This is a genomic window from Furfurilactobacillus milii (assembly GCF_009863985.1).
Lineage (GTDB): Bacteria > Bacillota > Bacilli > Lactobacillales > Lactobacillaceae > Furfurilactobacillus > Furfurilactobacillus milii_A.
In genome coordinates, this window is the sequence record NZ_WEZT01000005.1 from 232,106 (window position 1) to 259,023 (window position 26,918).

Here is a 26,918-nt window from a genome sequence, read left to right on the forward strand (position 1 = left end):
AGCACTTGAACTAATTAATCAACGACCATTAAAAATACATCATCAACAGACTGCCATTGAAAGATTCCGGGCTTGTTCGGATTAAACTTGTAATTTGCCCCATTTTATCAACTATTGTCGTAAAAGCTGGTAAAATATCCTTGAAAAAAGCACTATTGGGACATTATTTTTAGAATTGGTTTAGTTGGTATTTAAGAATAGTAAACGAACAACGTGACTTAGAAGGAAATGCACATGAATCAAAAACAAACAGCGCAAGTGTTAGCCAATTTTTATGTCTTAACGCACCTTGCTGTCAGCCAAATTGCCGGTAAAAACCGCTGGATAAGTGCGGGTAACGGGCGTTGGCACGAACTACGAGAGACTCAATTTGAAACGCTTAATCGCATCATTGATGACCAAACACAACTAATCTATTTTGCTGGCGACCATGGCGAGCAATACCTGTGGTGTCAACGACGCAAGGAGAATGGTCTCCTCATCGGCCCGTTTATCAATTCAACAAACGAAGGGCGTAAATTAAAAAGGGTGACTGGAGAAGAAATGAACCAGGCACCCTCATTGGCCGAACAATTTGATTATTTTTCCCGAACTTATAATGGTCTACTGCCAACGGTTATCAGCCAAGAGCAATTAATTGCTAGCGTGGAATTACTGCTGACTGCGTTGTTTGATCAAAAAACGGTCAACACATTAATTCATCAGCTGACTAGTGGACTTCGTTTGCCACAACCCAAGGTTGACGCCATGGTTAAAGATACATCTTCTTCACAATCGAACCGCGCCCCCTATCAGGCTGAAACTGCCCTTTATAACACCATTAGGGCAGGGCAGGATGATCAGGTCATCGTTGCATTCCAACGATTCTCCAACAGTGGCAAACCCGGCCTGGTCGTTCCAGGCAATCAACTGCGCAATGAAAAAGACTTAGCCATCGCAGCCACCACGTTGGCGACTAGGTCAGCCATTCAGGGTGGCTTATAATGCAGACAGTGCGTATGCCATTAGTGATCAAACGATTCAAATGATTGAGGCTCAGACGAGAACGAACGATGTTGTTGGGGTCTTAATGACCCAAATGACTCGTTTCGCCAAAGAGGTTCGTTTAGCAAATCAACACCATTATTCGAAAGACATCAATGCACTCACGGCTGAAATTTATGCTCACCGGGATACCGGTATTCAGCTGACCACTTTAGCGGCACAACAACACAAATCTGCCAAGTATTTAGCAAGCCGTTTTCGCAGTGAAACAGGTCGAACTTTTATGAATTATCAAAATCAGTTCAGATTAATGTTTGCTCAAGAGCAGCTGACAACCACTTCGGCTAGCATTATTGAAATAGCATCAATGATGAACTTTGAAGATGCCAGTTACTTCACGAAGTGGTTTAAAAGATTGTGTGGTCAAACGCCTAGACAATACCGTCAGCAACATTAAATGGTGAGCTATATTGAATTGAGTAGAGAAGCTTCAACTAGTTGTATTATACAACTGCCTATGCTAAAACGCATTGCAGTAATTCAAGCGTTATTACTGATCCAACTGCTCTGCAATCACAAAAAAATGGCCTTCGGGGTCAGCAAAATTAAATGTCCGCACACCGTTATTCACGATAATGTGGCCAGTATTAGGTAATCTTTTATGAAGCTGTTCAAATTCATCACTGAACAGCATTAATGACGGCGTTGTAAGTGATACTTCAGGTGAATACCGTTTGATGAACGACGTTGTAAATAGCGAGATTTCGAGGGCTGAAGTGAATCGTAAGACGATGTTTTGACTGTTGTCGGGCATCTCATTGGTCTCAGCAATTTCAGCGCGAAAATATTTGTGCCAGAAATTAGCACAGACAGCAACGTTAGTCACATAAAGCATGATGCGATTTTTAACTATCATAATTAAACCTCCGGAAAGTTGATGATTGGATGATGGCTGTGTCAATATACGGCAAAGTATTCATGAATCTAAATGAAGTATACGAGACATGAACAGTTGATGTCGAACGATGCGTCTAAAAAACAAGACATTGAGGTTGAAGAGCATTTAAAGAGCTTCTTTCACTACTTTGTATAATATATATTATGTAAACTAGAAAGCGAAATTAAAAGTATTCAGTCAAAATGTAATCAGTTTGAGTCCACTCTCTACTGCATACATACTTCTGAATGCTTTTAAAGTCTATCTAACTTTGCCGATCAAGTTTACGATACGTGAACACCAGTCAACTCATACGCGTTACTGAAAAATCAGTTTGGTTTAACGACATTGCTAACAGTGAGTCTCCATCCATAAACATTGAAATTGTGATGATTTAAAATTATGACTAAAGCAATGTAAAATCCAGTTATTCTTTGGCTTATTCGCATGACCTGTAAAGTGTTTTGCCACTCACGCTCATCATTGGAATGCTGTCGAGTGATAGTCGTTTAAGACTAAATAGGTCCGTTGCTTTTTCCCCGTTATTTGTTAATTGCTTTCTAAGCCGTATCAATCTAATTTCGCTGACTATGACAGTAGCGTACAGTATCAGTCGAACAAGATGACCAACGAAACCTGGTATCAATATTACAATCAACTATTTCAGAAGCGCTGACTGTCTTCTTCTATTTTAAAATAAATGAACACATAGCCCCATTCCTTCACCAAAAATATGTATCCGATGAGGCTAACAACTATAGACCCCATTATATGTGGTGAAAAAAAGCCTGATCCAAAATCACCTGAACCTTGAATGAACTCTGGTAACATCGTGGCTGTGACCACTGGCAAACTTAAAGATATCAACATAATTCGCGTGCTCAAATAATCTGCCTTGAGTAATTGCTGCCACTCTCGTTCATCATTTGCTTCCAAAGTGATAAGTTGACGGTGTTTTTTACTGGTAAAGATACTGGCTTGATATGCCGGCTTTCCAATTTTTTCTAAATAGCTTTGAGCCCACACAAAGGCAAACAAACTTATCATTAAAATAATGCCAGCACTAAATTTAATTATCACCCTGCTCCAGAAAAAATACATAAATTCCATTATCATGACTGTGTCTAGTACCGCATGTCGTAAAATAGCATGTTTCGTTTCAATCATGTTTATCACCCCATAAAAATAGTTGATCCACTCTCAGTCCAAGCACATCGGCTAACTTAAACGCCAAGTCCAAAGATGGATCATACTTATCGTTTTCAATTGCATTGATGGTTTGCCGAGTTACCCCTGTTTTAGTCGCTAATTCGGCCTGAGAGAGTTTTTGCTGCTTACGTGTTGAATTGATCACGTTCTGCACGACCGTCAGCTCCTTTGTTTATTAATCTAATGTCAAACGTCTTTGACACTTAAAGTAAAACATCTTTGACATTTCGTGTCAAACAGTTTTTACATTTCATCTCAAAAAAAGAATTCAAAGTGAGCGGCTAAAGCCGAGTAAAAACACCTTGTTAATTCAGATCAGTGATAGCGATGATATTCTTGTGCACGTTTGAGTTGAAACGTAATAATTTCTTCCTGGATGGAGATTTGATGCTTATCTTTGCCATTAAGCATTCGAAATGTCGTTAACAACTGATGCGCTTGGTTGATAGCGTCCTGTTGGTCATCGGCAAAGTAGAGTGCACCAATAACATGGCTCATTAATCGCTCCAGTCGGCAATTAAAGTCTGATGACAAATCAGATAACGCATCAATTTCCTTCCAAGCTTTCTTGGCATCACTGAATTTAGCGTCCTTTACATACGTTGGTCGTGTCAGCAAGTCCTGCAAGTAATTAAGCCACAGCATCTCTCTTAAATTAGCAGCATATGAACCATTCATGGCAGCATAAAAATGATAGCAAGCTTCTCCTCGCTCAACTAATGCCTGTTTGCGTTTTAATGAATTGACAGTCCAAATCGCTGGGCCGGCTAATTGCAGTTCGAATAAAGACCACTGAGACAGATTTTCCAAGTGTTCAACAGCAATTAAACTTGGTTCAACCGCCATCTTGAACATGTTTGTTCCATACGCGCGCACTAATGTATAGATTTCACTGGCCAATAGTCGATCAGATTCCAACTGTGAACTTCGTTTTGCTATATACAATTGTTTCAGTTCGTCAAAGCGATGCTGTGCATATAAATCGCTTATTGTATTAAGCAAGCTGGCCTCGGACGTGATTTGATGATTACGTCTGAGGTAATCAAATTCCGCTGCGCCAACACTAAGCCGATCTAGTAGCTGCCATAAATGAGTTGCATCCACATCGTACTGACCGTGTTCTAAACGACTATAAAAAGAACGTGAAACGATGCCCTGATAGACTTCTTTTTGGGTCAGCGCCCTAGCCTGTCGCAACTGTTTAATCACAATGCCGGCTGGCAAGGTTGGTTGGTCTTCGTTTTGCATATTCCGTTACCCTCTTTTTAAAAGCCTCTATACGTGCAGTATACGCCACATTTTCTAAAAGCTGCCCATATGTCTGTTTACTAAACTTAGTGACAGACATTGGAGGGAATCAAATGAAAAAGTACATTGTGCAGTTCAAGCGACAATTCATCTTCGCAATTTGTTTGTTAACTTTGGCTCAGTCATTGACGGTTTATGCGTCGGTCATCAATGCAAATATTCTAAATGCATTGATCAAACGACAAGTAATTCAGTTCGTTCAACAGGTAGGAATACTGTTATGTATTTGGTGCACCGTCGCACTCATTCAATATGTCTCTGAAGTGTTTGAACAACATCTTATTCAAAACCTCGATATTGCCATCAGAACGGATATTGTCACCGTATTAACGGCCGAGCCCTACAACATATATAATCGGCGCGACTCAGCAACTTATGAATCTTGGCTAAATAATGATCTACAACTGATTAATCAGCAAGGTTTTGAAAGCTTGTTTATTGTTATTGAAGACATTGCTGGTGCACTTTTGGCCTTAGTTACCCTAGTCTATTTTCATTGGTTGCTAGCTTCAGCGGCGGCAGTGCTGACAGGACTAATCATTTTACTGCCGCGCCTTTTGGATCACCGATTAAGCGTTACGAGCACTGGTTTAACACATCAAAATGAGCAATTTGTTAGTACCACACATGATGCCCTTCACGCCTTCAACCTGCTCTATACTTTTCAATCGTTGCCTTTACTAATTGCTAAAGTTCGTTCCGCCTCAGTGACACTGAAATACGCAAACGTTAAACGAACAGTCGTTCAGACACAAATTGGTATAATCGGCTTTTTAGGTAATATTCTTTCGCAAGTCGTTTTAATTGGTCTAGCCGGTTTATTGGCTGTTCAGCACCTTGTCAGCATTGGCACCATCAACGCGGTCGGCAGTTTGGCGGGCAATGTTTTTAATAGTTTGGGCAACCTGAGCAATACACTTGGATTGATTCGTGGCACACGGCCAATTTTTCAAAAATATGTTGACGAGCAGGCATTCATGGCGGTACCGTCCATCAAACCAGGCAATGCGCAGAAAGACGTACCACTCGTGCTTCAATTAAATAATGTGTCATATCACTATCCAGCAAGCTCGATACTGCTAGTTGACCATGTCTCGCAAACGTTTTATCAAGGTCAAAAAATCTTGCTAACTGGCGCAAGTGGTACTGGCAAGTCAACGTTTTTGAAACTGATTGCTGGTTACTTGCCGCTGACTGAAGGGACGATTATGATATCACGTCATCAAATATCAGCTAAGTCTGCAAACTACGTCTTAAGAAAAGTTCTTTACTTGGATCAACAACCATTGCTTATTCAGGGCACGGTTCGTGAAAATTTGCGGTTAAATCAAACATTCACGGATCAACAGTTGATTCATCAACTGTTACAAATGAAATTGGTAACTTCAGAAAAAGATGGAACTCATTTTCTTAATTTACAAGTCGGCACTGACGGTAATTGCTTATCTGGCGGTCAACGACAACGGTTAGCATTAGCAAGAGCTTTATTACGTCAACCAGAGGTGCTTCTAGTAGACGAAGGCACTTCCGCAATCGATCCAGCCACTGCTATTTATATTGAGAAGTTGTTATTAAACATGCCCGCTTTGACGCTCATTATGATCAGTCACACGGTTCACGATCAAGTTCTGCCATTATTCAGTCGTGTCATTGATTTTGCAAACCTAACTCGAACTCAGGACACACAGAATAATTAATATTCAGAGCAAATTAAAACGCTTCGACCAAAACGAAGTAATGGCAGAAGCGTTTTAATCAACATTATTCAGGCGTCATCTTTAACTACAAACACGTTAACAGTCGCATGCCGAACAACATAGGCAGTAACTGATCCCATGACCGCCTGACTGATGGCGTTCATCCCCGTAGCCCCAATAATGATTAAATCAATTTTGTGTTCTTCTGGGTAGCTACGAGCAAGCGTAGATTTAATATTGCCTTGCAGTAGCTTTGTTGAAAAGTTTGTAAAACCACTTTCCTTAACTCGCTTGGCAACATCCTCTAAATAATTTTCGGTTGCGAGTCGAACATCCTCGTTAAATACGGTCGCATTAGCGCCACCACCGTAAGCGGCATAGATGTTTGGGTCAATGACACGGACGAGGTGTAAACGGGCCTTGCTTTCTTTCGCCAGAGCAATGGCTGTTGTCAAAGCTCGTTCAGCATTTTTGGAACCATCGAGGGGTACCATAATGTCTTTTGGTGGAAATGCCATCTTAATCGCCTCCTTCAAAGGGATTAGGTTTATGAAATCTGACTTATATATATCATAATTTGATTTCATCCTCACATAATCTGCCTTTGAATGTTCAGTGAACATTTATAGTCGCTAAATCAGCGATTTTGCACAGCATGCCACGTCTATGGTTTGATATACGCGTACCCGGACTCTTGTAATTTAATGAGATCTAGAACGCCCACGGGGACCACAATCACGCCCTCTGGCAATTGATCGGCAGTAACATGATGCGTAGTCATCGAGTTATGACAGGCATGAAATTCAACTTCGGGAAAACGGCGAACGGCATTTTGACCATCCTGATCCAAATATTTGGTGATGGCAGCGCCGTTGACTAACACGGCAACTTGCAACTGCTCCTTAGGTTCAGATTCGACGTATGTGGTTAAGTTAGCGACATTTTGCATCGTGTGAGCCCAGTGATCAGGCTGATCCACATGAAAGACAACCTTATGACGCATTTCAACAGCTCCTTTAATTTTTCGGTTTTTATAAAATTGGCTTGTTAAATCACAGCTAGCGGAACTTTATGTGTTGGCGTCGGGAATGCGGTATTTATCCGCGTCAGTTCTTCATCGCTAAGCACTAGGTCCGCCACAGCAACATTTTCTCTGGCATGATCGATTGTCCCAGACTCTGGAATTGCCAACACATCAGGCAATTGAATAACCCATGCCAACATAATAGCAAACACCGACACATGGTGGGCCGCAGCAATGCTTTTCAGTGTTTCATTGTCTGCCAAGTTGCCTCCCAGTGTATCGCCTTGTGCAATAGGTGAATAAGCAAGTGTTGGAATATGATGTTCCTCTTGCCATGGCAACAGATCAAATAAGGTGCCACGATTTTGTAAGTTGATAAGCACCTCATTAACAGCAACCTGGTCGCCATCAGGCACGCTTAGCAATTCTTGCATATCATCCACGTCAAAGTTTGATACGCCCCACGCACGAATTTTACCTGCCTTCTTAGCAGCTTCCATTGCACGAACCGTCTCTGCAAGTGGAATATTGCCCCGCCAATGTAACAGGTATAAATCAAGGTAATCAGTATTCAAGGCTTCCAAAGAACGATCTAGACTGCGCGGTAACTGTTTTGCACTCGCGTTTTCTGGCAGGACTTTGGACACAAGATAAACATCATCGCGCTGATGTTGGTTTAACACTTCACCAACGAGCCGTTCAGAGCGGCCATTGCCGTACATTTCCGCGGTATCAATCACTTTAGCACCGGCATCAAGTCCAGCAGATAGCGCACCAATTTCGCGCGACCTGGTCGCCTCAGAATCGCCAATATGCCACGTTCCTAAGCCAATTGCGGGCAGTACTTGCTGATTGATTGTGACTGTTCTCATCTGTAACACCCTCCCATTATTTCAACCACTTTTACCATACCTGTTTTAAAACTATCTCACCAGTTAAAACCCTTCTCTTCAATAAACACCATGCTATACTTAAGGAAATCGTGGTAAAGGAGCGGTCTACGTGGCAAAGCGGAAACTTGGTTCGTCAATTAAATTAGTCGTTATTGCCATGCTAACCGTGGGCGTTACAAACGTGATCAGCAGCACTTGGCCTGCATTAGCCATGTCGGTGTCGAAGGCTGATCCACGATACCAAACGACGATGACGACTACCAATCAAGCTGGTCAGCATGATCAACGGCATCTTGTGATGGGTAAACATATTGATCACGTTTCCAATAGTACTGGCTTTGTACAAGTCTTCCCTAATCGTCGTCGCCAAACATTTACTGGCGTTGGTGGCGCCTTAACAGACAGTGCTGCCAGTGTCATTCAAAAGAGCCGTCCGCAAACACGCCGTCAAATTCTGACGGCCTACTTTGGTGCTCAAGGAGCTCGTTACACAAATTTGCGTTTGACGATTGGATCGACTGATTTTTCGACGTTTGGCTATACGTATGCTAAACAAGCCACGCCAGCGACATTCAGTTTAAAACCTGACGATGTTCACGTCTCACCGGTCTTACAGCAGATTCTCAAGCAGGCGCCCAACGTCCAAATTATGGCCGCACCATGGGCGCCACCAAAATGGATGAAAGTTAGTCACCGCCGTGATGGTCAAAACTTTCTCGTCAACAACGCATTAAAGCGTGCTGCTATGTCCGCTTATGCTGACTACTTAGTTAAGTACGTTGACGCGCAACAACGCCGCGGTGTCGCGATTAAAACGTTGTCCTTGCAAAATGAATTACAAGCTAGCTCGCCATGGGAAGCAATGACGTGGACACCGGATGCAGCAGCGACCTTTATCACCCACTACTTAGGTCCTAAATTAAAAGCACGGCATCCACAAACAAAAATTATGGTTTGGGACTACGTTAAAAGTGACGCCACTCAGCCAATCATGATGGGCTTTAATCAATGGACCCAGGAGTTTTACGCGCATCGAGGTGTGCACCAATACGTCGACAGCGTTGGTGTGCACTGGTACGCCGCCAGTTTAAATGCTCAGATGAGCTTGGGCAACCTTAGTGGTCAACCGGCTTGGGATGATAATTTTAACAACCTGGACCTGTTTCATCGTCAGCAGCCCCAACAACAGATTATTGCCACGGAAGCTGCACAAGAAAAAGGCGTTTGGCTCAATCAGTGGACGCCAGCAGCCCGTTATGGATACGACATCATTAACGATTTTGAACACCATGTTCAAGGGTATCTCGATTGGAACTTGGTCCTCAATGGCCAAGGCGGTCCGACTCACGCAGCCGTTAATCCCTGTGGCGCTGCAATCAATGTTTTACACGCCGGCACACCGAAAGAGCAATTGGTGATCAATCCCGCCTATTACGTTCTCAAAAGAGTCAGCCGTGATGTCCAACCTGGTACCGTGAGTGTTGCCTCAACGACAAATCGCCAATTGGATCACACAGCCATTTTGCAACACGATGGCTCAACGCGACTGTTGCTTGAAAATCGGTCCTCTAAAGTACAAACAGTCCAGGCTGTTATCGGGCATCGGGCTTACAAAGTACGATTAACGCCGCATTCTTTCAACAGTCTGCAATTACCTAAGCAAACGGCAAAAAATTTGAAAACGCCACCGATAACGCATACGCCAACATCACTGAAGCGCTTATCGCGGTTCGATAATCACTGGGTAACGCCAATCTATCGTTTCTTAGGATTACAGGACTAGCAATTTAGGTTCTATGTCAACTGTTGTTGGTTTTCTATTTAACACCCAATTATCGAATGATGATTGGGTGTTTTGTTTTAATTGTTTTGGTGAGTAAAATCCGTAAACGAAAGTTGTTAAATCGAGTGTAACCATACCCATTTCGTTTAAGGACTTTAATGCGATTATTAGTGCCCTCAAGTGGCCCATTAGAATACCGATAGATCAGGGCATTATCCACGTATTCAAGATGATCCTGAATATAACTTAAGTGCTTTACTAAGGACATTTGTCTCAACTAATGCCAGATGTAGCTCTTCAACATCGCTTTCAGTGATCAAGTATTTGAAGTAGGTAAATTTCCGGAAGTTCTTGTAGTCAAGGTTTCCAGCCGTTGATGCCCCATTCAAATCGCCTCCCTTGACCATCATTCCTTTCCAAATCTTGGCATGGTATATTGCCAAAGCTAATGGAATCGTTTTAGGCGATTTAATCTTTGAGGACTTCTCCGACAAGGTTCATAACAAGACAGTTGCTCAAGATTACGTCTGAGTTTCGCTTCTAAATTCAAATTGCTGAGTTAACAGATTTATTGTACAAAAAGACACTAATAACCGTCAGCATTGACAGTTACTAGCGTCTTTTAAATATCAGCATTATTTATATTTCACAAGGACAAAAAACAGGCCAGTTTTTATCGAAAATATCGTTCCTATTAGATTCCATTCTAGAAAAAATGCGTTAACTTAGTCAGTAAAGTAATGATCCATGTCATCTAAAAGTTGGGCATGTGTAGGTTTCCACTTTAACGTTTGCCGAGTCAACTTACTCGAAGCCGGAATGTCCATCGCAAACAACATTGATTGTGGCGCTGCAAACAACATTGATTGTGGATCTACGCCGCTTTGTTGGTCGGGGTGCTGTGGGTCAGCATAAACATCTTTCACTGCTACATGTAATTTATCAGCAATCACGCTCCGAAGATTCTTCATCTTAAGTTGTTCCTCATCATTGGCATTGAAGAAATGCAACCCATCATGCGACCTCAAAGCGTATTCCAAAGCAAGTACAAACAAATGACCCGCATCCAAAACATGAACGGCAGTCCAACGATTTTGCCCGCCATTATAATTTTCAACAAATCCTTTAGACTTTGCATCGGCAATCATGTTTGATACAAAGCCATGATTTAAATCTCCATCTCCATGAACAATGGGTGCCAATCGCACAACATAGGCATTCACGCCTTCATTCAACAGCTCACGGGCCACGACCTCAGACTTACGTGGTGATCGCTGTGGAAATCCAGCATCGGCTTCATCATTTTCAGTAAAAAACTGACCTGGCAACATCACGGCAGTTCCATGTGTAACGATTAAAGGCTTCTGTGTTCCTTTTAAAGCCTCCCCCATCACACGAATGTCGCGTTCATCCAGTTCACATATTTCACTAAAGGTTTTAAAATGTTCTGTTGCCCCCATACCAAGGTGCAATACCGCATCAGCTTTAGAGGCAGTATCGGCTAATAAATCATAATCCTCTAAACTTCCTTTTAATGCTTGTGCACCCCATTTAGTCAACTTTTCAACACCATTATCAGAGTGAGTAAGTGCAGTAACTTCATAACCCTTTTCAATTAGTTCTTTGGTTAACGCAGTGCCTATAAAACCCGTTGCGCCAGTCATAAATACTTTTGTCATGTATAAATCTACCTTTCTCAATTATCATGATAACCAAACAATAGAGACATAATATCACCTTTGTGTTAATATTTGGGAGACAATAATCAACAGTGTTGCTTAATGCAACACAATCTACAATTGGAGGATTTAGGCATGCCAGATTTACGTACGCGACGAACACAAGCAATGATTCTTCGAGCTTTTACTGAGTTACTGACGCAAGAACCCTTCAGCAAAATTACTGTAAATGAAATTGCCGATGCTTCACTGATCAACCGTTCAACTTTTTACAAACACTTTGTTGATAAATTTGCACTGCTTGAGTACCATTTCAATCAAGTCACTGTTAATGACCACATTGAAACCCATGACATCTATCGGCACCCGTTTAAGATGCTTGCCGAAATTAAATCATCTAGCTTACGGCCATTAATACAAACACAAGCAGACGACGAACAGTTTGTAAAAGAGTTTTCTAATTTTTTCTTTGAGAGAATAATCAGTCAACACAAAGAAATTTCTCCACTTAATCAATGTTTCTTTATCGGTCGTGTAAATGCAATTACACGTTGGATTCGAGTAACACACCAGCAATTCGATATTTTTAGCGACTATGACGAACTAGATCGCATTTTTAACAATGTCTAGTAATTAAACGATGACTCGCAATCAAACAAACATACTATCAGGTTTCGCACCTGGCTCTATTAGATTAAATGAAAATCATCACCACAATAGTTTAAGATTCCAAGCCATGATTAATTATTATCGTCATAACTTTTTTATTTTGGGTTAGGCATCTCCAACAGGTAACTTCGATACTATTTTGTCAAGGATCCAACCATGACTGAGATGTTGAACTGATTGATATTTTGGACACAATTCTTGAACAAATTATAAAAGCACTGCCAAGTAATCTGGACGATTATTTAAAAATAAAGCACCCCATAATTTCGACTCATAGTCGTCATTATGGGGTGCTGTTTTGTACATGTATGGTGTGTTTTAGCTGTCCCACACCTGATCTTGAATCATGCCGCAAGCTTTCATAAACATATAAGTCACGGTTGGTCCAACGAACGTAAAACCGTGTTTCTTCATGTCTTTGGCCACTTTACCAGCAAACGGTGTGCTCGTTTCCACTTCATCGCGTGTTTCGTAACTCTTAGTGTGAGGTACTTCGTCGACAAAATTCCACATGTAATTGGCAAAACTGCCATATTCTTTTTGAACACCGATTATGGCCCGAGCATTTTTAATAACTGCCCGGATTTTTCTGGGATTGCGGATCATATTCGGATCGTTTAAAACGTTGTCAATATTTTCTAAGTCCATGGCAGCAACCTTAGCAATGTCCATTTGATAAAAATTACGCCGGTAAGCTGGCAACTTGCTAGCAGCTGCTTGCCAACTTAACCCCACCTGAAAAACACCAACAGTTAATAATTCAAACATCCGCTGATCGTCATGAGTTTCTTTCCCAAAATCGCGATCATATTCAATTACCCCAGCTGATTTAGCCATTCGCAGACTCCTTAATTGCCTGCGTCGTTAGTGATCGATGAAGTAACTTAACGCAAGCTAATTTATTTATGATTCTGATTGTCGTAGGTCGTAGAACGCTTTAAGAACGCTTCATCGTTAGGATCTGAACCCACCCGACCGTTGCGGTCTAACGTCGCAATGGCGCGCATCTCTTCCGGCGTTAACGAAAAATCAAAGATGTCCGCATTTTCCTCGATTCGTTGCTGATGAACGGACTTGGGGATGACCACCTCACCGCGTTGAACGTGCCAGCGGAGAAAAATTTGTGCTGCACTCTTACGATGCTTAGCGGCCAAGTCAACGATCGCCGGATCACTGAGCACGTCACTCTTGCCACCGCCCTATGGACTCCATGCCTCGTGAACAATATGGTTGATTTCACAGTACTCATGGACTTCATTTTGTTGCAAGTATGGATGTGTTTCAACTTGGTTAATCATCGGTGAAACCGTGGCCGATGCCATCAAATGTTCAATGTGCCGTGGTTCAAAGTTGGAAACACCAATCGCCCGAATTTTACCAGCGTGATACAGGTCTTCCATGGCCCGCCAATTTTCTTCATAGCCAGCAGCCGGCCAGTGAATCAGATACAAATCCAAATAGTCAAAGTCTAATAGGCTTAGTGATCGGTTAAATTGATCAATTGTTTCCTGATAGCCGCGGATATTATTCCAAACTTTGGACGTGACAAATAAGTCTTGTCGTGGCACACCACTTTGACGAACACCATCGCCGACAGCGGCCTCGTTACCGTAAAAACTAGCCGTATCAATATGACGGTATCCCGCTTTCACTGCGTCAACAACACTGTCAACGACGACTTGCGGATCATTGACACGAAAGACGCCTAATCCAATTTGAGGGATTTCAACGCCATTACTCAGTGTGATGTTAGGAATGTTTGAACTCATGTTTGTCATCCTTTCTCAAATAAACTTACTTGTCCATTATCTCGTGAATGCCGCCATGTTTCAAATCCATTCATCATTCGTTTAAGAAAAAGAATGCGCAGTGACAGTCGTTATCGGCACACAGTAAATAATTGTCGTAAAATTAAAGATAGTATGTAAATCTGATGAAATGCAATCAACTATGAAAGTTGGTGATTCTTATGCAAAGAGCTACGGTAATTAGCGATCACACATTTATCATGAAATTCAGAACGGCGATTCTGCTTGCCTTTATTGGTGGGATGGTCGATGCCGATTCTTTTTGGTTTCACGGCGGTGTTTTTGCGAGTCTGCAGTCTGGTAACCTGGTCCTTCTTGGGATTAACATCGCTCGCGGACATTGGACTGCTGTTTGGCAACGGTTGATTCCATTGCTGATTTTCTTCTTGGCTGTTGGTGTTACCCGGATCGTTCAGCAAACTATTTCAGTTCAGTCACTTCGCCAATGGATACGGATAACCATTGCTGTCGAAACGCTGTTAATTATCCTATCGGCTACGCTTAACTTCCTACCTAATATCGTCATTACGTCGGGACTCTCGGCTTTATCCGGGATTCAACTGCAATCCTTTCGCAATATTGACGATGTGACATTTAATTCGACGATGATGACGGGCAATATTCGTGCTTGTGCGGCCTTTTTGTTTGGTGGCCTCTGGCAACATGATTGGGTAATGGTTAATCAAGGGCTAAAACTACTCGGTATTTTCTCCGGCTTTTGTATTGGCGCCGTGACGCTTGTTTTTCTAAGTGATCAATTCGGGCAATTATCGCTGTTGCTAGCGGTAATCATTCTGATCATTATTTTAGTGGACCTATTGTCCACACATCTCACTGATTAAACTGCAAAATAAAAAGCCATTTTCATGTTTGCACTGTCATCAGACAGTACCGTTGTGAAAATGGCATTTTAAATTAACAATCAAAATTTTAGTTAATCTTTATAAGCGCGTTTGTAATCAATAACCCAAGCTAGGGCAAGCGCTTTTTCACCTAAATGAGCACCGATAACTGGCCCAAAATAACTTAGCTCAAACGGCATTTCAGGAAATTGCTTGGCTAGTTTGTCCCGCCACGTTTGTGCGGCAACTGGATCGTTGCCATGGATGACGATGCCTCGTAGCGGATAGTCAACCTTTTGCTGTGCTTCAGTAAACAATGTTTCCACTCTTGCCAACGCCTTTTTAGTGGAACGCACTTTTTCGAAAGCGACAATTTCATGTGTGTCGTCATCAAATGTCAGTAGTGGTTTGATTTTTAACACAGACCCAATGAAAGCTGAGGCGTTGGACAACCGGCCGCCACGCACCAAGTTCTGTAAATCGTCAACCACAAAGTATTCACCCATCGTGGCGCGCATTTCTTCCAGCCGAGCAATAATTTCATCAGCATCGGCACCATTCTTAACCATGTGTGCGGCTTCTAGAACCAAGTATCCCATCAGCCTAACCGTAATTTGCGAGTCAAACGGAATTACTTTGATTCGATCACTAACTTCACTAGCGACGCCTTGCAACGAATTAACAAAGCCAGAGATGGTGGAAGCTAAGTGAATGCTAATTACGGTGTCATAACCCTCATCAGCCAAGTGGTTATATAAATCAATCATTTCACCTAATGGTGGTTGCGACGTACTGGGAAACGATTTTGATTCACGCAGTAACTGGTAGAATCCTTCCGTACTAATGTCGACACCCTCGTCAAAGGTCTTGCCGTCCACAACAAACGGAATCGGAACTACGTGGATATTATTTTCATCAACTTCAGTTTGCGACAGGTAACAGGTACTGTCTGTAACCACGGCAATCTTCATAAGCTCTCGTTAGCCTTCTTTTTTCCAAAATGTATTTTTCAATTCTAACACACATCAAAAAAAGCGACTACCACTCATCGACAAAATGACGGTATCGCTTCTATATGAACATAAATAATAGTGCCTCAATAATAAAGGTCTCTTTATAAACAGTAACTATACGCTAGTTAACGCCGTTTTTATTTGTTCGGGATAAGCTCGTTTCTAACCGATTTAACAAAATCTGTAGCAAGTTTTTTTCTTCATCTGTCCACTTATCAAATACCGTAGCTGTGAGCTGTTCGTACCCTTGGTTGATATCAGTCAATGCCTGTTGGCCCTGTTCCGTGACGTGATAAATGAGCTGCCGGTGGTCACGGCCAGTTGCTTCTTTGTCGATCATGGCCTTAGTACCGAGACTCTTGAGCTGACGACTCAATGTAGATGTGTCAAGCGTAGTGGCAGCTGACAACTGTTCTTGCGTTGTGTGACCGTCTGCCAAATTCATCAACAATTGCCATTCTGCGATGGTTAACTGATATTGTTTAGTTAATGCTAATAATTGTGCTCGATGAATTTTTTCACTGTCTCGTAAGGCTTCTAAACTCTGTTTCATATGTATGTACCTGCATTCGTTAATATTTTCTTAACCTGTATTGTATTGTACAATATCAAACTTGCACTTTACAAGTACCATTATTCAATTCTTTATTTTGCCTTGTAAATTAGAGACGTCTATAATAATAAAGACTGTTCTGTAGTTTGCTTGATCAAAAGTGGACTAACATTAATCACACAATCAATCTTATTAAGGAGGTGCTTTGAAATGTCCTTTGATGGCGCTTTTACGCATGCAATGGTTACCGAGTTGCAACAGACCTTAACGGGTGGTCGAGTTGCTAAAATATCACAACCCTATCCTAACGAAGTTGTTTTGACCATTCGCAACAATAGCCAAAACTATCCTTTGCTACTGTCAGCACATCCAACCTATGCTCGTTTGCAAATCACCCGCATTCCGTACGCCAATCCTGCAACGCCAAGTAACTTCACCATGATGTTACGGAAATACTTGGATGGCTCAATTCTCAATAGTTTGGAACAAGTTGAAAATGACCGGATCGTCCGTTTGGCATTTAACACCCGCAACGAATTAGGTGACCAGGAGACAATTGCCCTCACCATTGAGATGATGGGTCGGCACAGTAACGTTTTTCTAATTGAACAAAGTGATAATCGCATTCTTGATCTTATTAAGCACGTTAATCCTGACCAAAACCGGGTTCGCTCATTACTGCCTGGTGCTACTTATATTGCGCCGCCAAAACAAGACGACGTCAATCCGTTTACGACCAGCGCCAACGTTAACGATCTAGTTCGTGATTATCCTAATGAAGACGTTTTGGCTAAGCAGCTGCAGCAAACCTTTCAAGGATTGGCCCGCGATACAGCATTAGGGTTAGCAGGTGCATTACATGCCACTAACGGTGGTGTAGAAGAACGTTTCACCCATTTCTTTGCGCAATTCAATCAACCGGTACCGACATTAAATCGGCTAAAAAATGGTAAAACAAGTTTTAGTGCGTTTGCTATGCCAACACCCAACCTTGACGATACACAAACATTTGCGACCCTCAGCGAACTGTTAGACTTTTTCTATCAGGATCGGGCCGAACGTGAACGTGTTAATGAGCAGGCCGGTAACCTGATTCACATCGTTCGTAACGAACTTAAGAAAAACCGTAGCAAGTTGAAAAAATTGCAGCAAACCATGGCTGAAACAAATCAGGCCGATAGTTTTCGAATCAAAGGTGAATTGCTGACGACTTACCTCAATCAGGTCAAACGTGGGATGACTGAAATCACCTTGCCTAATTTTTACGATGATGAAAAACCATTAAAAATTAGTCTGTCAAATCAGATTGGACCATCTCAGAACGCACAGAAATATTTCAATCGTTACCAAAAGTTGAAAAACGCGGTTGCTTATGTGACGGAACAAATTAGCCTCACCCAAACAGAAATTGATTACTTGAGCAACATCCAGGCCCAAATTGAGCTTGCCAGTCCGAAAGATATCAATGAAATTCGTTTGGAATTGCAGCAACAAGGTTATATTCGAGTTCATCGTAAACGCGGTAGCAAGAAGCCACGTTTACAGATTAGCCAGCCAGAAAAGTTTCATGCTAGTGATGGGACATTGATTTCCGTTGGTAAAAATAATCTTCAAAATGATAAACTTACCCTCCACACAGCTAAAAAGACGGATATTTGGTTGCATGTGAAAAACATGCCCGGTTCGCACGTTATTATCCACAGTGCTGACCCGTCGAACGAGACGATCGATGAAGCAGCCAACCTAGCTGCTTACTTCTCTAAAGCCCGTGATTCTGCCAGCGTGCCGGTTGACTACGTTCAAGTCAAGCGTGTCCACAAGCCCAATGGCGCTAAACCTGGTTTCGTCATTTATGAAGGTCAGCAAACAGCCTATGCTACACCAGATGCTGAGCTAGTCAAAAGACTCCGCGGTTAAGCCAGTAACGCTATGCAGCTAACGTAAATAAAAGAGGATTCGCGCAAAATTATGCGAATCCTCTTTTTGTCTCGCCGTAAATCAACTAGCGATTGTTAGTTGATGATTTTAAACTCGTACGGAAACTTCACATTAATCTTGGCACCTAATTTGAACTGGGCGCCGGCCAACGGTAAATTGGCACGCCAACGCGTATCAAGATTAACAGGAATATCGACCATTTCGACATCCCCACGCGTGGCAGTGATAAATGGTCCCTGACTGAAATCGCGTCGATCAGCGGCCGTCGTTTTGTCTAACAAGGCGCGGACCAGCATGCGAATCCAGTTAATGCCTGTGCCCTTGTTCAACAAGCCAAACTCTGGGAATGGTAAGGCAGTGGTGACCATTCTTGAATGACCACTGAACGCAGAGAACAAGGTATTATAAAAACCGCTTTGTCGCATAGAACCAGGTTCCGCATCAATCCCTGGCACGCCTTGGTTGTCAACGACCAGTCGATGCGTTGGTGCATGATAAGCCGTTTGGGCAATTTCAACTGGGTCAGCGACGCCAATTTTATTAGTATGGTAAACAACTCTGGTTAAGAATTGGTCGCCATCTTGAGCTGCCTTGCTGGCCTTGTCCTTGTTAATAACAATGACGTTAATGTGACGCAATCGCAATGCACCAATCAGCTTCAGCCGATTGCCGGGCACAAACACCCAGCGTGGATGTTCCAAGTCAATAATGCCTAAAATATCCGAAATTTCCTGAGGCTCCAAGTACTGTTTATCGGTCAACTGTGGAATTAAGCTGATTGCGTTGGGGTTATTATTGACAACTACCGTTTTGATACCTTGCTGATGCAACTCACTAATCACAGTGCTCATCACGTATTCGCCGGCAGCCCCGTCACCGAGCCGAAAAGCACCAGTTGTGACCACCAACGCAGTATTGTCAGCTAGCGGTCGGCTTTCATTTTCCAGTTCGTACGTTGAATAAAATGTTGGCACTACTTCTGAAAACTCACCGGCAGTCGGTTCAACGGTCTTATAAGTTGGGATAATGCCAGCGGTGTGTGCCTGGTTCATAACGGCATCGGCATTTGTCTGCCATAGCTGAGCAATAAGCCCATCACTAAAACCATAATACTTTGCTCGTTGCAACCATTCTTCAGATCCTGAGTGGGCCGCAATATCAACTTCCAGATTATAAATGTTGCGTAATTTGTGAAAATAAAACTCATCGATTTGCGTCAGCTCAGCTAATTCATCAGATTGGTAGCCGCGACGAATTGCTTCTAGCAACAGCATCATACGGTTATCATGGGGGTGAATTAATTGCTGAATCAGATCGTTGTCTGATAATTTTGATAATGCATCAAAAGCGAAATCGCGATTGTGATAGTGAGCCGCCCGCATCGCCTTTAACATCGCCTCTTCCAGTGAACGACCAATGCCAAGCGTAGCACCCACCGATTTCTGAACAGTTGTGAGCTGACGGTCCACTTTCACCCCACGTCGTTCTGCCTCATCAAAAGCAAAGATTGGAAAACGGACAACAACGTGGTCTAATACGGGTTCAATTAACGCCGTCCGTTTCGCAAAACGACTCGACAACCGAACCTCAGGCAAAGAGATGCCCGTCATGACATTAGCTGCTACCAGTGCAATCGGATAGCCACTAGCACGCGACAGCATGGCTGAAACGCGATCATAATAAGGATTTACTTTCATGATAAAGTAATTGTCCAATACCGGATCCAACGCAAACTGAACGTGCATCACACCGACGATATGCAATCGCCGAGCTACGTGGAACGCTGCCTGACGCAACTTTTGATACTCACGATCCGTTAAAGTTTGAATTGGGGTCACTTCAATTGAATCGGCTGCATGAATACCAACCGGATCCATATCTTCCATCGCACCCAGTAAAAGCTCAGTTCCGCGTGCATCACGAAGGACCTCGAAAGACACTTCTTTCAGACCGACGATACTCTGATCCACAATCACTTGACGTGTGCGTGAGCGTTCAAAAGCGGCTGATAGAGCAACATCCAATTGGTCCGCATTTTCGGCCAGTACACGATCACCCTCACCACGCGGCGCCACCGACTTAACAATCACTGGGAATCCGACCTGACGAGCAATATCGAACGCATCGGATGTTGTACTAGCTACTTGCGACGTAATCACGGGTTCGCCTAAATCACGAAGCGTCTGATTCATTAACGCAGGATTATTGATTAAGCGAACTGTCGTCAACGGCATCCCCAAAACATTAATGTGCTTGTCATCCAAATAATCGTGGGCAATCAATTCCTCAACAGTTCTCATGGCAGTGAGTCCGCCAACCGTTGGCACGATGCTGGTAATATGTTCACTTTCAATTACCTGGCGCACCGTAGCAACGTCAGATGGATCTCCCATAATCACTGTCGCACCACATGCATTTTCCATTGAAAACGAAAACGGATTGTTGTTTAAATAAACCGTATCGTAGTTGTGTTTATGAAGGACACTCAACGTTTGATACGTCGCAGCATCTAACTCCGTCTCGTGGCCAAAATCGTTCGGACCGTCACCAATCACTAACAGGCGCTGGTGAACAGATGCCGTTTTTTCTGCTGAGTGCTCGGCTTGATTAAATGTCGCAAGCTGAGCAGTCGTTTGTGCACCCTGACTTGTTTCTTCTGCCATTAATGCTGTTCACCTCTAATTCCTGTGAGCTCGATGAAGTCGTCAAACACTTGGGTTGCTTCCCACGGCCCCGGCGCAGCATCCGGAAAGAATTGAACCGAAAATGCTGGATAATCACGGTGGCGTAACCCTTGGATTGAACCATCGATCAAGTCAATATGCGTAATCAAAAGCTGATCACGGTTGATACTATCACGGTCAACACCGTATTCTTCGGCCTGTGCCGCATACATAATCTGATTCGTAATGATTTCGCGGATGGGATGATTCATTCCTTGATGAGCAACTGGCAGGCGTTGAATCGTTGCGCTATTAGCCAGCGCGAATAGTTCGTGACCTAGCCCGATACCCAATAACGGCACGCGCGTTTCCAACGTTTTAATGGTCGTTAAGATGTCCTGACCAAGATCACGCGGATCCCCAGGTCCACTCGACAAGATAATGCCATCCGGATCGAGGTTAAGAATATCATCAGCGGTCGTCGTGTATGGCACCACAGTTACATTTGCATCACGAACCGCCAGTTCCCTTAAAATACCGCTTTTTAGACCAAAATCCATGACCACAATGTTATGACCCATGCCGGGGTTGGCATATGGGCGTGGTGTGGCCACCTGTGAAACTTGCTGATTTGTCAGCACGATGGCATTAAGTTGGTCAAACGCGTGCTCATCAGCAACGTCCACAATGCTGGCGTTAAGACCATTATGGGTTCTCAGCTTACGGACTAATTGCCGTGTGTCAATGCCTGAAATCCCCGGAATGTTGTGGACACGTAGAAATTGATCCAAACTTAAAGATCGTTGTCGATTGGTAGATACTTCTGCCACTTCACGCACCACGACCCCTTTAGCAGTTGGCAAAATTGATTCATAACTTTCATGATTAACGCCCACAGCGCCAATGGTTGGTGTGGTAAAGACAATTATTTGATTGTGGTAAATCGGATCAGTAATAATTTCTTGATACCCGGTGACACTCGTATTAAAAACGATGGTGCCGCTTGTAGTTGCCGGCGATCCAAACGCTTGACCTTTATAGGCCGTGCCATCTGAAAGAATTAAATAGCGTTCTGTCATCTGCACGTTCCTTTCTATCTGGTACCTTGTCTGTTAATCTTTGCCGGTGATGATTTCAACGCTATCCTTACCATCAACTTCGTTCACTGAAACTTGGATTCGTTCGTTTTGGGCCGTTGGAATATTCTTACCAACAAAATCAGCCCGAATTGGCAATTCGCGGTGACCACGATCAACCAGCACCGCTAGGTTAATACTATTGGGCCGGCCTAAATCCATAATGGCATCCATGGCAGCACGAATGGTCCGACCAGTAAACAAAACATCATCGACCAATACCACTTTTTTATCCGTTACAGACGTATTGAGATTACTGATAGCGGCCTTAGTTGTTGGTTCTGAATTCGCAATGTCGTCACGATATCCGCTAACATCCAATTGGCCAACAGGAACAACTGTATCTTCCAGCTGATGTAAACGTGATGCAATTCTGTCAGCTAAATAGACCCCTCGTGTTTTAACACCGATCAAAACTAAATTTCCAATCCCACGATTACGTTCAATAATTTCGTAGGTGATTCGAGTCAACGCCCGTTGCATCGCCATTGCATCGACAACTTCTTTTGCCATTTTGAGTTACCCCTTTTATTTATTTTCTTGTTCGTCCAGCTGTTTCAACATCGTGTTAAACCATGCTGGTAACGGAATTTCAAACCGCATTGCTTTACCAGTACGGGGATGAGCGAACCCCAAAGTTTGTGCCGTTAAGTACTGACCATTACCTGGCAGTGTCTTTTTAGGCCCGTATAATGGGTCACCAGCTAGTGGATGCCCAATATAGGCCATGTGGACACGAATCTGATGCGTCCGGCCGGTTTCTAGTCGGCAACTAATCAGCGTGTACTGTTGATATCGTTTGATTACATGAAAATGTGTCACGGCATGACGGCCATCTTTAACAATCGCCATTTTTTTGCGGTCCTTCGGAGAACGGCCAATCGGTGCGTCAACGGTACCATCATCTTCGCTAATAACGCCATGGACGAGCGCAATGTACTGGCGCTCGTTTGTTTTAGCCTTGAGTTGTGCAGACAGACTCTGATGGGCCAAATCATTCTTGGCAACCATTAATAAGCCAGACGTATCCTTGTCAATTCGGTGAACAATCCCTGGACGCAAACTGCCATTGATCGTTGACAACGGACTATGCGCTAACAACGCATTGACCAATGTATGATCCGGGTGCCCAGGTGCAGGATGAACCACCATTCCTTGCGGTTTATTAACGACAATAACATCGTCATCTTCATACACAATGTCTAAGGGAATATCTTCAGGGACCAAGGCAATGGGCGTCGGCGTTTTGGGCACAAACGTTACTTTGTCACCAGCGGCCAGCTCATCACGTTTTTTAACGTCTTGACCATTAACCGTTACCCGGTGATCAACGATGGCACTTTGTGCTTGGGATCGTGTGATGCCAGCTAACTGACTTAAAACCTTGTCCAAACGACCGATTTGCGTCGTGATGATAAAGGTTTGCGTGGCTGATGTGGTAACTTGAGCTGCCATACTGTCATATTCTTGGCGATGCGCTTTCGTATCAGTTGCTGATGTGCTGGTTGTTTCGTTTCTATTCATAGTTGTGTCAATTAATCCTTAATTATTTTGCTGCGTGTCGGGGACCACTGTGTTTAATTGGTCGATTATCTTTTTTAGGGGTCTTAGCCTTCTGTTTGGAACTTGCTTGACTGTGTCCTGTTGTATTGTCATCACGGTCAAAAATCACCGCAACAATCAACAAAATCACGCCAACCGTGAGACACCAATCTGCAAAATTACTGATTGGAAAACTCTTCATGAAGTCCAGTTGAAACATGTCGACGACATAGCCCAAACGAATACGATCAATAAAGTTTCCGAGTGTTCCAGCCATCATAAAACTGATGCCCCACATGTATAATCGCTGGGCGCGTAACCGCCACATCGCATAAGCCAAGACGATAACCGCCACGATTGTAATAACAATAAAGATGTCAATGCGGCCCGTCAAAATCGACCATGCGGCACCATTATTTCTAAGGCTCGTTAATGATAACAGTCCGGGGATGAACGTATGCGTGCTACCTAAGGCTAGATTATTCGCAATATAGTACTTGATACCTTGATCAGCACCCACCAGCACAGCAATAAAAATCCAGTAATATATCATTGGCGTAACGTGGCTCGTGGCCACAACTCCTTTTCATCAAGCTGATTATTAGAAAATTCCAGAAATCTTGCCATCATCTGTAATTGCCATATCTAAAGCGGCAGGATGTTTCGGCAGACCAGGCATCGTTAAAATGGAACCAGTTAACGCCACCATGAACCCAGCACCTAAACGAGGTTCAAATGCCCGAATATGAATGTCAAAGTCCTTCGGGGCACCGAGCTGCTTTGGCCGATCTGTTAGTGAATACTGCGTTTTTGCCATGCAAACAGGTAGCTTATCCCAGCCGCGTTTTGCGTAACGCCGTAATTGTGCCTTGGCATGCGGTTCTAAGACAACGCCGCGGCCACCATAAATGGTCGTCACAATTTTAGTTGCTTTAGTCACAATATCATCGTCAGCATCGTACAATGGCTTGAAGTCGGTCGGTTGTTGAGCGGCACGAACAACAGCATGAGCTAACTCAGTTGTCCCATCACCGCCATGTGCCCATTCATCAGCTTCCACAGCTTCTACATGGAACTGTTGACAGTAATCCTGGATCAACTTAATTTCTCCTGAAGTGTCTGATGTAAATGCATTAATAGCAACGACAACCGGAATTTGATAATGTTGCATACTTTCAATGTGTTTACCAAGGTTGGCAAGCCCTTTTTGCAATGCATCAAGGTTTGGCGTTGTTAAATCATCAAGTGCCTGGCCACCATGCAACTTGAGTGCACGAACAGTAGCCACCAAAACAACTGCATCCGGTGTTTTACCTAGGACTGGTACTTTGATATCAAGAAACTTTTCGGCACCCAAATCAGCCCCAAAGCCGGCCTCTGTAACGGCATATTCACCTAATTGTAAGGCTGTTCGCGTTGCCAACACACTGTTACAACCATGAGCAATATTTGCAAATGGGCCACCGTGGATGATGGCTGGTGTGCCTTCCAAAGTTTGAACAAGATTTGGCTTGATTGCTTCCTTGAGGAGCAAGGCAATGGCACCGCCAACCTGTAGGTCAGCGACGGTAACTGGTTGCCGATCATAATTTTCAGCGACAACAATGCGGTTGATTCGTGCTTTTAAATCGTGCAGATCAGTTGCCAAACATAAAATGGCCATCAACTCACTGGCAACAGTAATATCAAAATGATCTTCCCGAGGCATACCAGAGGTAGGACCGCCCATGCCGATAACCGTATTTCTCAGTGCACGATCATTAATGTCCAAGACACGGTGAAAACTGATCCGTCGTGGGTCAATATGCAGCTCGTTGCCTTGTTGAATGTGATTGTCAATTAACGCGGCCAATGTGTTATTGGCAGTTGTTAAAGCATGAAAATCGCCGTTAAAATGCAAATTAATGTCTTCCATTGGTGCAACTTGTGCATAACCACCACCAGTGGCACCGCCTTTCATTCCCATCACGGGGCCTAAGGAAGGTTCGCGTAAAGCCAAAACGGCCCGCTTACCAATTTTGCGTAAACCATCGCCAAGGCCAATCGTAACTGTTGTCTTACCCTCACCAGCCGGTGTTGGATTAATTGATGTAACCAACACCAACTTGCCAGATTGACGTTTGCCAGTTAACGGCAAATCAATTTTGCCTTTGTAACGGCCATATGGTTCAACTTCATCCTCTGTTAAACCTGCCGTTTCGGCAATTTCACTAATTTTACGTAATTTAGTTTGTTGTGCAATCTCAATATCTTTTGGTTGTGTCATGAACAACTTCCTCTCCTCAGACCGTTTAGGGTGTCTGTTATAATAAATCTTATTAGGGTTGGTCTAGTCAGCACTAACAATGGTTTTAATCTTCGCCAATGCGTGTTTGGTTACGCGGAATCGATAATGTTTGCCGCCCAAAGAAAAACTCATGGTGCGACCACTAAGTGACAATTGTTCCAATTGATGAACATTGACAGTTAGTGCTCTGGGCGCCAGCATCCGACGAACAATTAGGTTTTGACCGGTAAAGACCAGTTGACGGCCTAAAAGTTCCCAAGCAATCAATAAAATAAATAAGCAAGCGATGATAATCGCCGGCCAGTTAAACCGCGCCATTTCATATTGAAAAATCACGCCACCGCAAAAGAATATGGCGACCCATGACCAAATAATAACCGCAGTTAAACCGCTTGGCCGATAAAAAAAACGTTGTGTGTGCATCGACGTACGAAACCCCTTTCTTTCAAACACTTCTATTTTACCAAATTTAAGGACTAAGATGATGATCAAACTTTATACAGATGCGGCAAGCGTCGCAACTCATCCAAAAATAACTCAAATTCCCAGCGGTGCGGGCATTCTTCTCGTTCAGAATGGTCACCAGTATCCCTTCAAACAAACAATCAGTGCTCTTGATAATCATGCCGCTGAATTTCAGGCTGCTATCCTTGGCTTTAAGGAGGCTCAAAAATTGAGTGAGCCGGAAGAAACGGTGATGTTTTTTACAGATAGTCGTTTGGTAGCAGATGCTGTCGGTAAAGGCGTTATGAAACATTACCCAGACCTAACGCAAAAGTTACTGACCCTCCAAGATTCGTTTTCATTAGTCATCACACAGTGGATTCCCGACCGTCAGAACATGGGTGCTCACAGGCTTGCATTACAAGCACTACATCAAGCGCATTAAGCGTAGCATATCGAGAATTTATCAGAGCCAATTGAAAACAATATTTAACGGATTTCAACATTTC

Annotated in this window: 26 protein-coding genes and 2 pseudogenes; 8 read left to right on the forward strand and 20 right to left on the reverse strand. The window is 43.2% G+C overall.

Translation table 11 applies throughout. The features are described 5' to 3' along the window. Positions 1–234 precede the first annotated feature (234 nt). Positions 235–984 carry a hypothetical protein gene (locus GB992_RS03945; RefSeq protein WP_161001309.1) on the forward strand — a complete coding sequence of 250 codons (750 nt, stop codon included), beginning with the start codon at positions 235–237 and terminating at the stop codon, positions 982–984. Beyond that, positions 974–1,441, forward strand: a complete 468-nt coding sequence (locus GB992_RS03950) for a helix-turn-helix domain-containing protein (protein ID WP_161001310.1) — start codon at positions 974–976, stop codon at positions 1,439–1,441. The genes GB992_RS03945 and GB992_RS03950 overlap by 11 nt, the downstream gene beginning before the upstream one ends. A 93-nt stretch (positions 1,442–1,534) precedes the next feature. On the opposite strand, the gene GB992_RS03955 is transcribed toward GB992_RS03950, so the two are convergent. The 4 genes from GB992_RS03955 to GB992_RS03970 all read right to left on the reverse strand — a co-directional run bounded on the left by GB992_RS03955 (position 1,535) and on the right by GB992_RS03970 (position 4,378). Next, positions 1,535–1,900 (reverse strand): VOC family protein, encoded by a 366-nt coding sequence (locus tag GB992_RS03955; RefSeq protein WP_161001311.1) that lies wholly within the window; start codon positions 1,898–1,900, stop codon positions 1,535–1,537. 684 nt (positions 1,901–2,584) lie between these two features. After that, entirely contained in the window at positions 2,585–3,088 is a 504-nt protein-coding gene (locus GB992_RS03960) for a hypothetical protein (RefSeq protein ID WP_161001312.1), read from the reverse strand. Next, positions 3,081–3,284 (reverse strand): helix-turn-helix domain-containing protein, encoded by a 204-nt coding sequence (locus GB992_RS03965; protein ID WP_161001313.1) that lies wholly within the window; start codon positions 3,282–3,284, stop codon positions 3,081–3,083. The genes GB992_RS03960 and GB992_RS03965 overlap by 8 nt, the downstream gene beginning before the upstream one ends. Positions 3,285–3,445: 161 nt before the next feature. Next, positions 3,446–4,378: a helix-turn-helix domain-containing protein gene (locus GB992_RS03970; RefSeq protein WP_161001314.1), complete on the reverse strand. Its 933-nt coding sequence runs from the start codon at positions 4,376–4,378 to the stop codon at positions 3,446–3,448. Positions 4,379–4,491: 113 nt separating this feature from the next. Between GB992_RS03970 and GB992_RS03975 the strand changes: the two genes are divergently transcribed. Then, positions 4,492–6,135: an ATP-binding cassette domain-containing protein gene (locus GB992_RS03975; RefSeq protein ID WP_161001315.1), complete on the forward strand. Its 1,644-nt coding sequence runs from the start codon at positions 4,492–4,494 to the stop codon at positions 6,133–6,135. Between the two features lie 68 nt (positions 6,136–6,203). Here the strand turns inward: GB992_RS03975 and GB992_RS03980 are convergent, their stop codons facing one another. The 3 genes from GB992_RS03980 to GB992_RS03990 all read right to left on the reverse strand — a co-directional run bounded on the left by GB992_RS03980 (position 6,204) and on the right by GB992_RS03990 (position 8,031). Further along, positions 6,204–6,653 carry a universal stress protein gene (locus GB992_RS03980; RefSeq protein WP_161001316.1) on the reverse strand — a complete coding sequence of 150 codons (450 nt, stop codon included), beginning with the start codon at positions 6,651–6,653 and terminating at the stop codon, positions 6,204–6,206. A gap of 146 nt (positions 6,654–6,799) precedes the next feature. Continuing rightward, a complete protein-coding gene (locus tag GB992_RS03985) occupies positions 6,800–7,138 on the reverse strand; it encodes a DsrE family protein (RefSeq protein ID WP_161001317.1) in 339 nt (112 codons plus the stop codon). A 44-nt stretch (positions 7,139–7,182) separates the two neighbouring features. Beyond that, positions 7,183–8,031, reverse strand: a complete 849-nt coding sequence (locus GB992_RS03990) for an aldo/keto reductase (protein ID WP_161001318.1) — start codon at positions 8,029–8,031, stop codon at positions 7,183–7,185. Between the two features lie 130 nt (positions 8,032–8,161). Between GB992_RS03990 and GB992_RS03995 the strand changes: the two genes are divergently transcribed. Beyond that, positions 8,162–9,835: a glycoside hydrolase gene (locus GB992_RS03995; protein ID WP_161001319.1), complete on the forward strand. Its 1,674-nt coding sequence runs from the start codon at positions 8,162–8,164 to the stop codon at positions 9,833–9,835. A 49-nt stretch (positions 9,836–9,884) separates the two neighbouring features. Here GB992_RS03995 and GB992_RS04000 read toward each other — a convergent pair whose 3' ends face one another. Both GB992_RS04000 and GB992_RS04005 read right to left on the reverse strand, forming a co-directional pair. Continuing rightward, positions 9,885–10,103, reverse strand: a complete 219-nt coding sequence (locus GB992_RS04000; protein WP_161001320.1) for a transposase — start codon at positions 10,101–10,103, stop codon at positions 9,885–9,887. A gap of 457 nt (positions 10,104–10,560) precedes the next feature. Continuing rightward, a complete protein-coding gene (locus GB992_RS04005; RefSeq protein WP_161001321.1) occupies positions 10,561–11,514 on the reverse strand; it encodes an SDR family oxidoreductase in 954 nt (317 codons plus the stop codon). Between the two features lie 135 nt (positions 11,515–11,649). Here GB992_RS04005 and GB992_RS04010 point away from each other — a divergent pair, with 135 nt between their 5' ends. Then, positions 11,650–12,144 (forward strand): TetR/AcrR family transcriptional regulator, encoded by a 495-nt coding sequence (locus tag GB992_RS04010; protein ID WP_161001322.1) that lies wholly within the window; start codon positions 11,650–11,652, stop codon positions 12,142–12,144. Positions 12,145–12,501: 357 nt separating this feature from the next. On the opposite strand, the gene GB992_RS04015 is transcribed toward GB992_RS04010, so the two are convergent. Both GB992_RS04015 and GB992_RS04020 read right to left on the reverse strand, forming a co-directional pair. Further along, positions 12,502–13,020 carry a DNA-3-methyladenine glycosylase I gene (locus tag GB992_RS04015; protein WP_161001323.1) on the reverse strand — a complete coding sequence of 173 codons (519 nt, stop codon included), beginning with the start codon at positions 13,018–13,020 and terminating at the stop codon, positions 12,502–12,504. Positions 13,021–13,082: 62 nt separating this feature from the next. Beyond that, positions 13,083–13,952 (reverse strand): annotated as a pseudogene (locus GB992_RS04020) (aldo/keto reductase). 200 nt (positions 13,953–14,152) lie between these two features. Between GB992_RS04020 and GB992_RS04025 the strand changes: the two are divergent. Continuing rightward, positions 14,153–14,833, forward strand: a complete 681-nt coding sequence (locus GB992_RS04025) for a YoaK family protein (RefSeq protein WP_161001324.1) — start codon at positions 14,153–14,155, stop codon at positions 14,831–14,833. Between the two features lie 92 nt (positions 14,834–14,925). Here the strand turns inward: GB992_RS04025 and GB992_RS04030 are convergent, their stop codons facing one another. After that, entirely contained in the window at positions 14,926–15,804 is an 879-nt protein-coding gene (locus tag GB992_RS04030) for a DegV family protein (protein ID WP_161001325.1), read from the reverse strand. A 163-nt stretch (positions 15,805–15,967) separates the two neighbouring features. Continuing rightward, positions 15,968–16,399, reverse strand: coding sequence for a MarR family winged helix-turn-helix transcriptional regulator (locus GB992_RS04035; RefSeq protein ID WP_161001326.1), 432 nt, complete (start codon positions 16,397–16,399; stop codon positions 15,968–15,970). A gap of 210 nt (positions 16,400–16,609) precedes the next feature. On the opposite strand from GB992_RS04035, the gene GB992_RS04040 reads away from it, so the two are divergent. Beyond that, positions 16,610–18,316, forward strand: a complete 1,707-nt coding sequence (locus GB992_RS04040; protein ID WP_161001327.1) for an NFACT RNA binding domain-containing protein — start codon at positions 16,610–16,612, stop codon at positions 18,314–18,316. A gap of 95 nt (positions 18,317–18,411) precedes the next feature. Here GB992_RS04040 and GB992_RS04045 read toward each other — a convergent pair whose 3' ends face one another. The 7 genes and pseudogenes from GB992_RS04045 to GB992_RS04075 form a co-directional block, all read right to left on the reverse strand. Then, a complete protein-coding gene (locus GB992_RS04045) occupies positions 18,412–21,000 on the reverse strand; it encodes an ATP-binding protein (RefSeq protein ID WP_161001328.1) in 2,589 nt (862 codons plus the stop codon). After that, complete coding sequence (locus tag GB992_RS04050) at positions 21,000–22,079, reverse strand: carbamoyl phosphate synthase small subunit (protein WP_161001329.1); 1,080 nt, start codon at positions 22,077–22,079, stop codon at positions 21,000–21,002. The genes GB992_RS04045 and GB992_RS04050 overlap by 1 nt, the downstream gene beginning before the upstream one ends. A 33-nt stretch (positions 22,080–22,112) precedes the next feature. After that, positions 22,113–22,649 (reverse strand): bifunctional pyr operon transcriptional regulator/uracil phosphoribosyltransferase PyrR, encoded by a 537-nt coding sequence (gene pyrR, locus GB992_RS04055; RefSeq protein ID WP_017261838.1) that lies wholly within the window; start codon positions 22,647–22,649, stop codon positions 22,113–22,115. Positions 22,650–22,664: 15 nt separating this feature from the next. Then, a complete protein-coding gene (locus GB992_RS04060) occupies positions 22,665–23,591 on the reverse strand; it encodes an RluA family pseudouridine synthase (protein WP_161001526.1) in 927 nt (308 codons plus the stop codon). Between the two features lie 193 nt (positions 23,592–23,784). Further along, a pseudogene (gene lspA, locus GB992_RS04065) lies at positions 23,785–24,231 on the reverse strand (signal peptidase II); the annotation flags it as partial. 48 nt (positions 24,232–24,279) lie between these two features. Beyond that, positions 24,280–25,944: a formate--tetrahydrofolate ligase gene (locus GB992_RS04070; RefSeq protein ID WP_161001330.1), complete on the reverse strand. Its 1,665-nt coding sequence runs from the start codon at positions 25,942–25,944 to the stop codon at positions 24,280–24,282. Between the two features lie 63 nt (positions 25,945–26,007). Then, complete coding sequence (locus GB992_RS04075) at positions 26,008–26,388, reverse strand: EbsA family protein (RefSeq protein ID WP_161001331.1); 381 nt, start codon at positions 26,386–26,388, stop codon at positions 26,008–26,010. Positions 26,389–26,446: 58 nt separating this feature from the next. Between GB992_RS04075 and GB992_RS04080 the strand changes: the two genes are divergently transcribed. Beyond that, entirely contained in the window at positions 26,447–26,854 is a 408-nt protein-coding gene (locus GB992_RS04080; protein ID WP_347877367.1) for a ribonuclease HI family protein, read from the forward strand. Positions 26,855–26,918: the final 64 nt, after the last annotated feature.